Consider the following 12,406-nt stretch of genomic DNA (forward strand, 5'->3'; position numbering starts at 1 on the left):
AGGTTCGCATGCGCGTCTTCACACGACTGATCCTGGCCATATCCGTAATTTGTCTCTCCGCCCTCTCGGCTCAGGGCGTCGAACCCGAGAAGGCAAAACTGAAGATCGCGGTCGGCTCCCAGATCCTCAACTACATGCCGCTCGAGCTCGGCGTGAAGCTCGGCAATTTCAAGGAGGAGGGGCTCGACGTCACCGTCGAGAATTTCCAGGCCGGCGGCTCCAAGGCGCTGCAGGCCCTGATCGGCGGCTCGGTCGACGGCACCGTCGGCTTCTATGATCACACCATCCAGATGCAGGCCCAGGGCAAGGAGATTTCCTGCGTCTTCGTGCTCAACAACATTCCCGGGGTTCTGCTCGGTATCCGCAGCGACTTGGCCGACAAGGTCAAGACCGCGGCCGACCTCAAGGGTCTCAAGCTCGGGATCACCGCGCCAGGCTCGTCGACCGACACCATGGCGCGCTACTACATCAAGAAATCAGGATTGGGCCCGCGCGACGTGAACATCATCGCGGTCGGCAGCGGCGCGCCGGGCATGGTGGCGCTTGAGGCCAAGAACATCGATGCGCTGGTTTATTTCGATCCTATCGCGACGCTGGTCGCGCGCAAGAAGACAGCGACACCGCTGTTCGACGCGCGCACGATCGAAGGCTCAAAGCAGGCTTTCGGCGGAATCTATCCGACCGCCTGTCTCTACCTGCAGCAGTCCTTCACCGACAAGAACCCGGAAACGGTCCAACGCCTGGTCAACGCCTTGCTCAAAACTCACCGCTGGATCAACTCGGTGGCGACGGAGCAGCTCGTCGATGCGATTCCTGCCGGCTACAAGACCGACAATCGCGACGTGAATATCGAGATCATGAACGCGTCGAAAGCGCTGTTCTCGCAGACCGGCCAAATGGATCTCGAGGCCGCCAAGGTCCCGCTGGCCGTCCTGAGCGACTTCGATCCAAAAATCGCTGCCGCAAAGATCGACCTGAGCAAGACCTTCACCAATCGCTTCGCGGAACGCGCCGCGCAGCGATTGAAATAATAGCCAGAGATCAAGCCCTATCGCGATTGGATCACGTAAAGGAAGGCCTTTCTGATGTCTCTGCCACTAACCGGCATCCGTGTCCTCGACCTGTCAAACGTGCTGGCCGGTCCATTTTGCGCCTACCATCTCGCGCGCCTTGGCGCGGAGGTGATCAAGGTCGAAAATCCGAACGGCGGCGACCTGGCGCGGCGCCTCGGCGCCGATCCGCAAAGGGCGGAGCGCCTGCAGGGCCTCTCCTTTGTCGCCGTGAATGCCGGCAAGCAATCCGTGGCGCTGGACTTGAAGTCGGAATCAGGCCGCGAGGTGTTCTTGCGGCTCGTCACTGAAGCCGACGTGGTGCTCGAAAACTTCCGGCCGAAGGTGATGGAGCGGCTTGGTCTCGGCTTTGACGTGCTCTGCAAGCACAACCCGCTTCTCGTCTATTGCGCCATCTCCGGCTTCGGGCAGAGCGGGCCGTGGTCCGCCCGTCCGGCCTATGATCAGATCGTGCAGGGCCTCTCTGGCGCCATGAGCGTCACGGGCGATACAGCCTCGGCGCCGCTGCGCACCGGCTTTCCGATCTCGGACACGATTGCGGGGCTCACGGCCGCCTTTGCCATTAGCGCGGCTCTGGTCGAACAGCGGCGTACCGGCCGCGGTCGCTTCATCGACGTGTCACTGCTCGAAGCCACCGTTGCAGCGATGGGATGGGTGGTCTCCAACCACCTGAACGCCGGCGTCGAGCCGCAGCCGATGGGCAACGAGAACTTCACCGCGGCTCCCTCGGGCACGTTCAGCACGGCAACAGGCCCGTTGAACATCTCCGCCAACGAGCAGAAACAGTACCAAGCCCTATGCGACCTGATCGGCCGACCGGACCTGAAGACGGATCCACGCTTCGCAAAGCGCGAGATGCGTAAGGTAAACCGCGCCGCGCTGAATGCGGAATTGAACAAGGCGCTGAGCCGCAAGCCCGCCGAAGAATGGGAGCTGCAAATGAATGCGGTCGGTGTTCCCGCGGGCTGCGTGCTGACGGTCGCGCAGATATTGCAGCAGCCGCAGTTGCTCGACCGCGGCTTCGTCGAGACGTTGCCCCCGGAACAGGTCGGCGTGCAGCCACTACGAATCACGCGGCCGGGCTTCCGGCTGAATGAGGAATTTCCAGTGCCGTCACCACCTCCCACACTCGGAGCAGACACGGAGCGATGGCTGCATCGGCTCGGCTATTCGCATGCCGACATCGAGCGACTGGTGTCGAGCCGCGCCGTCGGGACGCCACGGCAAGGAGAGGCTGATTTTCCGCCCATTCGCGTGGCCACGGACGGAGCAGCATCATGACACCCGACGGCTTGCGGCGGTTGGCGATCGGCAGATTGAATGGACGGAACCGGAAATGAGCGAAGACGAGTTGCGACAGCAAGCCGCCCGTTGGTGGCGAACCTCCATCTGCGATATCGCGCCCGGTCGCATCGCCTATCGGGGCTATCCAATCGAAGAATTGATAGGCCAGATTTCCTTTCCCGCCATGATCTGGCTAATGCTGCGCGGCGATCTGCCGACGGTGGCGCAAGAACAGCTGCTGCAAGCCGCGCTGGTCGCGTCCGTTGACCACGGTCCGCACGCGCCCTCCATCGCCATTGCCCAGATGGCGGTGAGCTGCGGCCTGCCGCTGAACGGTGCGATGGCCTCGGCGATCAATACGCTCGATGACGTGCATGGCGGAGCAGGGGAGCAGGCAGTCGAACTCTACGAAGATGTCCTGCGGCGTTGCGAAGGGCTTGAGATCGACGAGGCTGCGGCCGCCGCAATCGACCATTTCACCGGAACGCGCAGCAAATACCTGCCGGGCTTCGGCCACCGCTTCCACCCGGTCGACCCACGCGCCGCGCCACTCTTGGCGCTGGTTGATGTCGCGGTCAGCGAGGGTAGCGTCAACGGCGGCCATGCCAAGGCCGCCCGCGCGATCGAGCGGGTAATGCAGCAGCGCAAGGGCAAGCTAATTTCCATGAACATCGATGGCGCCACCGCGGTCATTTACGGCGAGTTGGGCTTCGCTCCTCCGCTCGCGCGCGGGATCTTCTGCCTGTCCCGGGCGGTGGGAATCCTGGCCCACGCCTGGGAGCAAACCGGGCGCAAGGATCGCAACAAGGGACCCATGCCCAAGCAGTTTGGGTACCAATATGAGGGGCAGCCGCGCCGTGCGCTGAGCGGGTCGTCATGATGTATCTCGACAAGCCGCCTCAACTGGTCGAGACTCGCATTTTCTCGGCTATGCCAACGGCGTTCCGACGTCCCGGCGTTCGGTCGGAATGGGCCGACGCCAATCGCGGCGGCCGGCCGGTGGACTGCTTTATCGAAGGCCCAGCTTTCGATAAGGCAGGAAATCTGTACGTGGTCGATATCCCCTTCGGCCGCATTTTCCGGATTTCACCTGACGGCACCTGGTCCCGGATCATCGAATATGACGGCTGGCCGAACGGTCTGAAGATCGCGCCGGATGGCCGGGTGCTGGTAGCCGACTACATGAACGGCCTCATGGAACTACATCCGCAGAACGGCACGATCCGGCCGTTGCTGAGCCACCGCAATTCCGAGTCATTTAAGGGCTGCAACGACCTGCATATCGCGACCAACGGCGACATCTATTTCACCGATCAGGGGCAAACTGGATTGCACGATCCGACCGGCCGGGTGTTTCGCTTGCGCACGGACGGCCGTCTCGACTGTTTGATTTCGAACGGGCCGAGCCCAAACGGGCTCGTGCTGAGTCCGGACGAGGCGGTGCTGTTTGTGGCGATGACACGAGACAACAGTGTCTGGCGCGCGCCATTGATGCGGGACGGCGGGGTCGCCAAGGTTGGACGGTTTTGCCCGTTTTTTGGGACAAGCGGGCCGGACGGATTGACGATGGATCGGGAAGGACGTCTGTTCGTCGCGCATGCATCGCTCGGCTACGTCTTCGTGCTGGCTCCGAACGGCGAAACCGTTGCCCGCATCCAGTCGTGCGCGGGACCGACATGCACGAACGTTGCACTCGACGGAGCAGGCGTCGCAATAGTGATTATGGAATCGTCAAGCGGATCAGTATTAGTCGCCGACCTCTCGCGTGTTCCCTGACGGTTCACTAGCACCTCAGTATGGCAACGTCCTGCGGGCCAGATCTGTCCTCTCCCGAGCCTTCACAAGGCATCGCGAGCGCCAGCTATCTAGCGAGGCTTTGCCTCAGACCGACGAGGCGTGCAGATTTTGTGGCTCCGATCGCCGGTTCATGACGAGCTCTGGTAAGACCAGTCTCAAAGACCGATGAACGGTCTAAACGCCTGCTAGAGGCAAAACCTGCACGACCGGAGCCGAGCAGATGATAGCACAGAGCGTGGCCGAGATCATCAGCCGTCATGTCCAGCTAACGGTCGAGGGGATCGACCGAATGTACCTCAACGTGTTCGTGCCGGGCTTACAGTACGAGCAAGGAATCGTGCAGTTCTTCCGCACGCATCGTGGTCAGCCGCTCCCGTCTGCGGCACTGATGAGCCCGATGACGCGCGACTTCGTGGCGAAGCTGGAAGACTTTGTGGCCAAACATGACATCCCGCTCGTGCAGTTTGAGAAGGGACAACGCAAGGATGCGGTGATGGCCGAACATCTGCGGCGCTTTGCGCATGAGGAAGGGGTGGTGTTTGTCGGCAAGGCGCAGGAGAACACCCCGGTCTTCCGCACTGAGCGACGTCGCAGCCCGCGCACCGGTCAGCCTTATCCATGGATCGTGCGTCGCAGTGCGATGGTGAACAACTATTACATTTATGCCGTCGACCGCGACTTCGGGCCGTTCTTCCTCAAGTTCTGCAGTTACTTTCCATTCAATGCCAAGCTCTGCCTGAACGGCCACGAATACGCCAAGCGCCAGCTCGCGCAGGAAGACATCGCGTTTGAGGCGCTCGACAACGGCATTCTCAGCTGCGCCGATCCCAGGCGCCTGCAGAAGATCTGTGACGGCCTTTCCGCCGCCAAGATCGACGCCCTGCTGCGCAAATGGCTGCGGCTGTTGCCGCACCCGTTCACCGGCGCAGACCGCAAAGCCGGCTACCGCTACGACATCTCGATCCTGCAAGCGGAGTTCTCGACCACCCAGGTGCTCGACCGCCCCGTGCACGGCCGCTTGTTCTTCGAACAGGTGATCCGCGAGAACCTCGACCTCGGCCGACCCGAGGAACTTCAGCTCATCTTCAATCGCAGGATACCGCGCAATACGCGGGCGCGCTTCCGCACCCGGGTGGTGACCCACGATGTGACCCCGTCCTTGAACGTCTATTACAAGAACACGCGCATCAAGCAGTATCACAAGGAAAATCGGGCCTTGCGCACCGAAACCACCATCAACAACACCTACGACTTCAGGATCGGCAGGCGCCTGCACAGCCTTCCAAAGCTGCGCCAAATCGGCTTTGCGGCCAACCGCCGACTGATCGAGGTCGAGCGCCTGAGCCACGACTGCATCCTCAGCGAAGATACTTTCCGAGCCATCGATGGCCCAGTGGCGGCCGGGCGCCAGCGCGCCTCGGGCCTGCGCTTTGCCGATCCGCGCGCGCACGCACTCCTGCACGCCCTCATCTTGTTCCGACAGCTCGCGCAAGGATTCCGTGCCGCCGACCTGCGCCAGCATCTCGCCGCCCTGTCGGGGAGCGATCCCGGGTCGATCTCCCCGAGCGCGGTGACATATCAACTGCGACGATTGCGCCTGCACGGGCTCATCGAGCGCCTGCCCAACAGCTTCCGATATCGCGTCACCGACGTCGGCTTGCGCGTCGCCCTGTTCTTCACCCGAACTTACAACCGCTTGCTGCGCCCCGGATTGGCAGCCGCGCTCCCGAGCCTGCGCGCCATCACCAGCCCCCTCAAGCGCGCCTTTGACCTGCTCGGCGCACAGATCGACACCATGATCAGCCAAACCCAGCTCGCCTCAAAAAACTTGACACATTTACGCCAAGCGTCGCTCGTTAAGCAGAGCTAGAGCATTTTCCGACCTGGCGGAATCGGAAGGATATTCGTGCGTCTTAACTTCCTTGGGAACACCGACCTTGTTTTTCCGCAACTAAGACTGATGGCTTGAGGAAATAAGCAAATGAGCATCTTGAGCGGGCTCGTATTTCCAACGACGCGCGAGCATTCCATCTTAGGATCCGACGCTATTGGCGAGATCATGCTGGGGAAGCGCCATTGCCCGGACGCGCAGCGGGACGTCACCCGTCGTGGGGTTGAGCAGAAGCTGGAGGGTCTTTCCGCGCCGCCATCGAGGACCTGCTTTTGCACGTCAGCTGCGGCCGGGCGGGCGCCCTACCGGCTGCGCTCTTGGGCGAGGCGCTCCATGAGGATCGACTGCGAGGTCCACGCCTTCCGACGAGCGGTGAGGCGCGACGCGCCGGTCATCGACGGCTCTTTGGAACAGCTGGAAGGCGCCGTGTCCGACTGCACGATCACGAGGTTGGTCTTGGTGCAGCCCGCCTTCTTCAAGGGCGACCCGACGGAGCTCCGTTCTTGAGGAGTGGCGCCGATCAGGCGCCGTGGGTTTGACGCTAACCCTCGACGATCCCGCTTCCCTTGCCGAGTCCCTTAAGGCCGCTCTTCAGCTGGGCCTGCACTTGGAAATATCCGGTGGCGTCGAAGGACGTGAGCGCCTGGCAGAGCTGCTTCTGGCCGACGGACATCGTCTGGTGTTTCGAGGCTTCGGACTTGCGGACAGCGCTCGCGATCCCGCCTGGGATCCGCGCCTGGAGCGACTCCTGGCGCTCGCTAGGGCGCGAAGGTGTGGGTGAAGCTGGCCACCATTGAGGGGCGCTATCTACCGCCCGTTTAGTAGTGGGCTGGGCAAGCGCAAGGTCCCGCCGCCGCACGCCGAAGAATCGAAATTCCGCCGCTATGAGTTCACCTGCCGTACTTCCCCAATTTGGTGGTGAGGCGCTCTCCTCGCAGAGACGACGGGACTCTCCTGCTCCACTGGTCCGTGTCGCATTGCGATGCTGCCGACACGAATGGCTTCCCGTAATGGGTCAGCACGTCGTCGGGATTGCGGCGGCAGGTGAGGGGGCATGGCAGAGGGATTTTTGGCAACCGCAATCTGATGTGCCCTCATTGTGCCCTAGCTCTTTTGGGGCATGCTCCAAGGGAAAACGGCCGCTAAGTAATTGAATTTAAGTGTCTAATGGTGGACGCACAAGGGATCGAACCTTGGACCTCTCCCGTGTGAAGGGAACGCTCTCCCGCTGAGCTATGCGTCCGGGATTTGACGTGCGAAAGGCCGCTGGTCGGCGGCCGGTCGAAAAAGGCGCTTCATCAGAGCCCGCGATTTACGAAGTGCCGGGTAGGGGTGTCAAGTCTAAGCCGCGCCCTTCGGGGATGACAGATCAAGCCCCCTGCTGGCGGGCCCGGGAGGCGTGCGATTGCAGCGCCCGGATGCGTTCGGCCAGCGTGCCGCCGCCCTCAGGCATGGCGCTGCCCGGAGTGGCGCCGTTGGCGGGCTTTGCGGCCGCTTTGGCCGGTACGGCGGGTTCCGCCGCCAGGATGGCCTCGATCGCCGAATTCGGCCCTTCGAGCTGGATCGCGAGCTTGGCAACCTCGGCGGCGATGTCGTTGATGCGCTCGCGCAGCAGCGCGTTCTCCATGCGCTCGGTCGCCCACGAGCTCTCGGCCTGCTGCTGGATCGCGTTGATGTCGCGCTGCAGCTTGGTGCGCTCGTCGCGGGCGATGCGAAGCTGCTCCTCGGCGGCGGCCTTCTCCTGGCGCAGCTTCTCGACCGCGGGCGACCGGCCGCCGTTCGTCGCGGCGATCTCCTCGCGCAGTTCCTTCATCGTCCGCTCGGCCACGTCATTGGCCTGCTTGAGCTGGGCGTTCTCGAACTCGCGCTCAGCCAAAAGCTTGCCCTGGGTCGCGAGCCGCGATTCCAGATCGTTGACGCGGTTGCCGAGCATTTCGGCTTCCTTGACCTGGACGATGAGCTGCCGGTCCAGATCGGTGACACGCTGGCTCAGATTCTCGACCCGGCCGCGCGCATCGGTCAGATCGCGGGTTGCGACTTCCGACTCGTGGCGCTCGTGGGCCAAGCGGGCCTGCGTTGCTGTGAATTCCTTCTCGGCGTCGCCGACGCGGTTCTTCAACTCCTCGACCTGGGTCCGCACCGCGACGAGCTCGACCTGGCGGCTGTCGGCCGTCATGGAGCGGTCGTTGAGCTCGGCGTTGATCTTGCCGAGCTCGCTCTGCTTGTCGGCCAACGCGTGCTCGGCGGTCCGCAGCAATTCGGTCTTGGCCGCGAATTCCTCCTCGGTGGCGCGAAGCTGCTCCTTCATCGCCTTCTCACGCGCCTCCAGCGCGAAGATTGTGGCGTTCTTCTCGCCGAGCTCGATCTTCATGCGGTTAATCGCGTCGGTCTTCTTGCCGAGCTCGGCGAGCTGGCTCGTGGTCTTGTTCTTGAGCTGGTCGACGCTCATCTCGAGCCGGCGCGCCGACATCGCGAATTCCGCGCGGAGCTGGTCCTTGTCGGCCTGGATTTCCGCCATCGACAGCGGCGTGGCCGCTTCCATGCGGCGGGTGGTCAGCCGCACGGCGCGGTTATGCACCAGCGGGACGATCATCAGGCCGAACAGCATCGAGACCAGGAAACCGATCGCCAGATACATGATCGGTTCGATCATGAAGGTTCACTCCACAGAAAGAAGGAATTTGTTAATCACAATGCCACGGCGGGCCGGCCAAAGGCCAGCCCTGAGACGCGTTAACGTGCATCGCTAAGCGTGCCGCCCTGGCGGGAGCAAATCACCTGCCAGCGTGGACGAACTAGAACGGGTTCCAGGTCGCGCGCGGGGTGTATTTGAGGTAGCCGACATTGGCTCCGAGCCGCAAGCCGATGCCGGAGCGGATCGGCACCAGCACGATGTTGTTGGCGGTGAGCGCGGTCATGCCGAAACCACCGACGATGTAGGCGGAGCCGTCGATGCCGACGAAGCGCTGATAGATCGCCTGGGTCGAGGGCAGGTTATAGACCAACGTCATGGTGCGCGCGCCGTCGCCGCCCCAGTCAAAGCCGACGGACGGGCCCTGCCAGTAGACTCGGAGGTCGCCGGCGTTCTTGGTGTAGAGGGTGCCTTCGCCGTAGCGGAGGCCGGCGACAAAGGCGCCGGAGCCTTCCTCGCCCAGCACGTAACCGTTCGGCAGGCCCCATTGGCTGACCGCGCGCTCGATGACCGAGGCGAGCCCACGCGAGACGTTGCCGAAGAACTTGTGCCCGGCGCCGACCAGTTCGTCGGGCCCGTAGGTATACGGGGTCGGTTCACGCTGCGGCGGCGGATATTGCGGCGGCGGGGGCTGCTGCGCCGCTGCCTGCACGGTCCAGCACATCAGTGCGGCGAGCGCGACCGCAGCGAGGCGTGATGCGAAAGTCATAAAGAACCCCTGGTATCGAAATTCTGGACGCGGCCCTTAACCTGACGCCAACAAGCACGGCTCTAGGTTGCGTCCAGTATCCCCTCGACTCGGATGTTATCGGTACCAACTATGACGGCACAACGGCAGGAAAGATATGGTTGTCGCCTCGGGATGGCCTTTTTCGGCCTGTTGGCGGGCATTTTAGCGACGATCTGGCCTGGTCTGACCGCGCGCGCCACCACCACCGAGCGGGTGGTGGTGAACCGCTATTCCGGCCTCGCCATCGAGGGGTTCGATCCTGTCGCCTATTTCACGGAGTCGGCGGCCACCCAGGGTCGGCCCGAGTTCGAGGTCGCCAAGGGCGGTGCGGTCTGGCGTTTCCGCAATGATGGCAACCGCGCGTCCTTCACCGCCCACCCCGAAATCTACGGTCCGCAGTTCGGCGGGTACGATCCGACGGATCTCGTGCGCGGCGTGACTTGCGCCGGAAATCCCCGCTTCTGGGTGATCGCCGGGCAGCGGCTCTATCTGTTCAGCCGCGAAGCGAGCCGCGATGCCTTTGCCGCCGATCCGGCACGCTTCCTCAAGGACGCCCGCGCGCGCTGGCCGGAGCTGGAAGAGAACCTGGTGCAGTAGTCAGGCTGCGGCTGCCGGGTCGCCCCAGGCGATGAACTCCGGCACGATGAAGTCCTTCCGGCCGAGGCCGAAATGCAGCGCTGCGCCGTTTGAATCGGTGACCTTGCCGCCGGCAGCGGTGACCACCGCATGGCCTGCCGCGACATCCCATTCGCAGGTCGGCGAGAGACGCGGATAGATATCGACCTCGCCCTCGGCGACCCGGCCGAACTTCACGGCCGACCCCAGCACAGAGCGTTCGGCGCCGCCGCGCGCGGCGATGAAGCCTTCGGTGCGGTCGTCGCCATGCGAGCGGCTCACCGCGACGATCCAGGGCTGTCCCCGTGGCGGGCAAGGGCGGGTCTTGATTGGCGCCGCGCGCGCGACCGCGCCATTGTGCAGGGTCAGGCGCTCGGCGCCCCTGCCGACGATGCCGCGCCAGATCAATCCGAGCGCCGGCGCGGCAACGATCCCGAGTAGCGGCGCGCCATGCGTCACCAGCGCCACATTGACGGTGAACTCGTTGCGGCCGGCGACAAACTCCTTGGTGCCGTCGAGTGGATCGATCAGGAAAAAGCTCTCCTTGTAGGGTGGGTTCGCCAGATGGGCGCGCTCTTCCGATAGCAGCGAAATCCGCGGCGCCAGCCGCGCCAGGCCTTCAACGATGATGTGATCGGCGGCCAGATCGGCCTCGGTGACCGGCGATCCGTCGCTCTTGCCGTCGACCCTCATGGCGGAGCGGTTGACCGCAAGAATGGCCGCGCCGGCCCGGATCACCAGTTCGGTGAGCGGTTCGAGCAGCGTGGCGGCATCGTCGCAGCCGACGATCGGGGGCTGTGCCTCATTCATGGGCGGGTCTCATATCCTGTTCGTCCTCCCTTATCAGTCTCGCCGCAAGCTGGCAGCATGCGTCTTCGCAGTGTATCAAGCCGTCAGGCATGCGTGATTCGCACTCCTTCTGCGGCGTGCGGCTTTCCAGGAACAATCTATGTCTGGCACTTCGTCTCCCGGTCCCGCTCCCGATGCACTCGAACTCGCGGCGCTGCTGTGTTCGCGCGTTTGCCACGATCTCATCAGCCCGGTCGGCGCGATCGTCAATGGGCTTGAGGTCCTTGACGACAATCCGAAGCCCGAAGATCGCGAATTCGCGCTCGATCTGATCCGCAAGAGCGCCAAGACCGCCTCGGCACGGCTGCAGTTCTGCCGCCTGGCGTTCGGCGCGGCCGGTTCCTCCGGTGCGCAGATCGACCTCGGTGACGCGCAGACGATGGCGAAAGGGCACATCGAGGACGGCAAGATCACGCTGACGTGGAATTTGCCGCGGCTCCTGCTGCCGAAGAACCGGGTGAAGCTGTTGTTGAACATGCTCGTCGTCGCCCAGCAGACGATCCCGCGCGGCGGCACGCTCACCATCGATCCGGTCGGGGAAGGCGAGGCCATGAGCTTCCGCATCACGGCGGCCGGCCTCAATGCCCGTGTGCCGCAGAACATCGTCGACCTGCTCAACGGCGCGTCGTCGAACACGGTGGATGCCCACGCGGTGCAGCCGCACTACACGAGGTTGCTGGCGCAGGCCTGCGGCTTGCAGGTGACGCTCGCGCTCGTAGGCGAGACGGTGGTTGTCGCCGCCGCCTGACGGCTGCGCCGCCGAAACATGGTTAATCAACGGTTACAATTTGCCGCGCGATTTGATCGCGCGGTCTTATCTCTTTGTTGATCCCGTTCTTTTCCATTTACTCAACCAAACTTAAACGGTTTGCAGGGAAGCTGGCCCCGTTCCGTCAGGCGCGTCGATGTCGCGTGCCGCTGCGTTCGAGGCCAGTTTCATGGATGATTTGTTGCGGGAGTTTTTAACCGAAACCAGCGAGAGCCTCGACACGGTCGACAATCAGTTGGTGCGGTTCGAGCAGGACCCCAACAACGCGAAGATCCTCGATAACATCTTCCGCCTGGTGCACACCATCAAGGGCACCTGCGGTTTCCTCGGCCTGCCGCGGCTCGAGGCGCTGGCCCATGCCGGCGAGACCCTGATGGGCAAATTCCGCGACGGCATGCCGGTCACCGCGGAAGCGGTGACGCTGATCCTGTCGTCGATCGACCGCATCAAGGAGATCCTGGCCGGGCTCGAGGCCACCGAGGCCGAGCCCGAGGGCAACGATCGCGACCTGATCGATCAGTTGGAAGCCATGGTCGAGCGCGGCATGGCGGCGATGCCAGGCTCGACGCAGTCGATGCCGTCGGCGTCGGCTGAAGAAGCCGCCGCGCCCGTCGTTGACGCGCCGCCGGTGCAGCCGGCGATGACCGAGGGCACGCTGGTGGCGCAGACCCTGGAGCGGCCGCTGCGTCCGGGCGAGGTCTCGCTCGAC

13 protein-coding genes and 1 tRNA gene are annotated in these 12,406 nt (G+C 63.5%); 9 read left to right on the plus strand and 5 right to left on the minus strand.

Annotation, left to right across the window (positions count from 1 at the left end; translation table 11 throughout):
- Nucleotides 1-8: 8 nt before the first annotated feature.
- From ACFFWD_RS00755 to ACFFWD_RS00780, 6 genes are all read left to right on the plus strand, one after another.
- Nucleotides 9-1,031: an ABC transporter substrate-binding protein gene (locus ACFFWD_RS00755; RefSeq protein ID WP_376960431.1), complete on the plus strand. Its 1,023-nt coding sequence runs from the start codon at nt 9-11 to the stop codon at nt 1,029-1,031.
- Nucleotides 1,032-1,085: 54 nt separating this feature from the next.
- Entirely contained in the window at nt 1,086-2,351 is a 1,266-nt protein-coding gene (locus tag ACFFWD_RS00760; RefSeq protein ID WP_376960433.1) for a CaiB/BaiF CoA transferase family protein, read from the plus strand.
- Between the two features lie 55 nt (nt 2,352-2,406).
- Complete coding sequence (locus ACFFWD_RS00765; RefSeq protein WP_376960435.1) at nt 2,407-3,234, plus strand: citryl-CoA lyase; 828 nt, start codon at nt 2,407-2,409, stop codon at nt 3,232-3,234.
- The gene (locus ACFFWD_RS00770) at nt 3,231-4,130 is read left to right on the plus strand and encodes an SMP-30/gluconolactonase/LRE family protein (protein WP_376960437.1); all 900 of its coding nucleotides are present in this window, start codon (nt 3,231-3,233) and stop codon (nt 4,128-4,130) included. Before ACFFWD_RS00765 ends, ACFFWD_RS00770 begins: the two co-directional genes overlap by 4 nt.
- A 256-nt stretch (nt 4,131-4,386) precedes the next feature.
- Nucleotides 4,387-6,021, plus strand: a complete 1,635-nt coding sequence (locus tag ACFFWD_RS00775; protein ID WP_376960439.1) for a hypothetical protein — start codon at nt 4,387-4,389, stop codon at nt 6,019-6,021.
- A gap of 111 nt (nt 6,022-6,132) precedes the next feature.
- Nucleotides 6,133-6,549, plus strand: a complete 417-nt coding sequence (locus tag ACFFWD_RS00780; RefSeq protein ID WP_376960441.1) for a hypothetical protein — start codon at nt 6,133-6,135, stop codon at nt 6,547-6,549.
- Nucleotides 6,550-6,583: 34 nt separating this feature from the next.
- Here the strand turns inward: ACFFWD_RS00780 and ACFFWD_RS00785 are convergent, their stop codons facing one another.
- The 4 genes from ACFFWD_RS00785 to ACFFWD_RS00800 form a co-directional block, all read right to left on the minus strand.
- Nucleotides 6,584-6,715, minus strand: a complete 132-nt coding sequence (locus ACFFWD_RS00785; RefSeq protein WP_376960443.1) for a hypothetical protein — start codon at nt 6,713-6,715, stop codon at nt 6,584-6,586.
- Nucleotides 6,716-7,210: 495 nt separating this feature from the next.
- Nucleotides 7,211-7,285, minus strand: a tRNA-Val gene (locus ACFFWD_RS00790).
- A 126-nt stretch (nt 7,286-7,411) separates the two neighbouring features.
- Complete coding sequence (locus ACFFWD_RS00795) at nt 7,412-8,695, minus strand: coiled-coil domain-containing protein (RefSeq protein WP_376960445.1); 1,284 nt, start codon at nt 8,693-8,695, stop codon at nt 7,412-7,414.
- 142 nt (nt 8,696-8,837) lie between these two features.
- The gene (locus ACFFWD_RS00800) at nt 8,838-9,443 is read right to left on the minus strand and encodes a DUF1134 domain-containing protein (protein WP_376960447.1); all 606 of its coding nucleotides are present in this window, start codon (nt 9,441-9,443) and stop codon (nt 8,838-8,840) included.
- A 153-nt stretch (nt 9,444-9,596) separates the two neighbouring features.
- Between ACFFWD_RS00800 and ACFFWD_RS00805 the strand changes: the two genes are divergently transcribed.
- Entirely contained in the window at nt 9,597-10,061 is a 465-nt protein-coding gene (locus tag ACFFWD_RS00805; protein WP_376960448.1) for a YHS domain-containing (seleno)protein, read from the plus strand.
- Here ACFFWD_RS00805 and cysQ read toward each other — a convergent pair whose 3' ends face one another.
- Complete coding sequence (gene cysQ / locus ACFFWD_RS00810) at nt 10,062-10,889, minus strand: 3'(2'),5'-bisphosphate nucleotidase CysQ (protein WP_376960450.1); 828 nt, start codon at nt 10,887-10,889, stop codon at nt 10,062-10,064.
- Between the two features lie 139 nt (nt 10,890-11,028).
- On the opposite strand from cysQ, the gene chpT reads away from it, so the two are divergent.
- Both chpT and ACFFWD_RS00820 read left to right on the plus strand, forming a co-directional pair.
- Nucleotides 11,029-11,676: a histidine phosphotransferase ChpT gene (gene chpT, locus ACFFWD_RS00815; protein WP_376960452.1), complete on the plus strand. Its 648-nt coding sequence runs from the start codon at nt 11,029-11,031 to the stop codon at nt 11,674-11,676.
- Between the two features lie 190 nt (nt 11,677-11,866).
- The coding region (locus ACFFWD_RS00820) for an Hpt domain-containing protein (protein ID WP_376960454.1) at nt 11,867-12,406 on the plus strand (540 nt) is incomplete at its 3' end.

The organism is Bradyrhizobium erythrophlei, assembly GCF_042430365.1.
In the GTDB taxonomy this organism is placed as follows: domain Bacteria; phylum Pseudomonadota; class Alphaproteobacteria; order Rhizobiales; family Xanthobacteraceae; genus Bradyrhizobium; species Bradyrhizobium erythrophlei.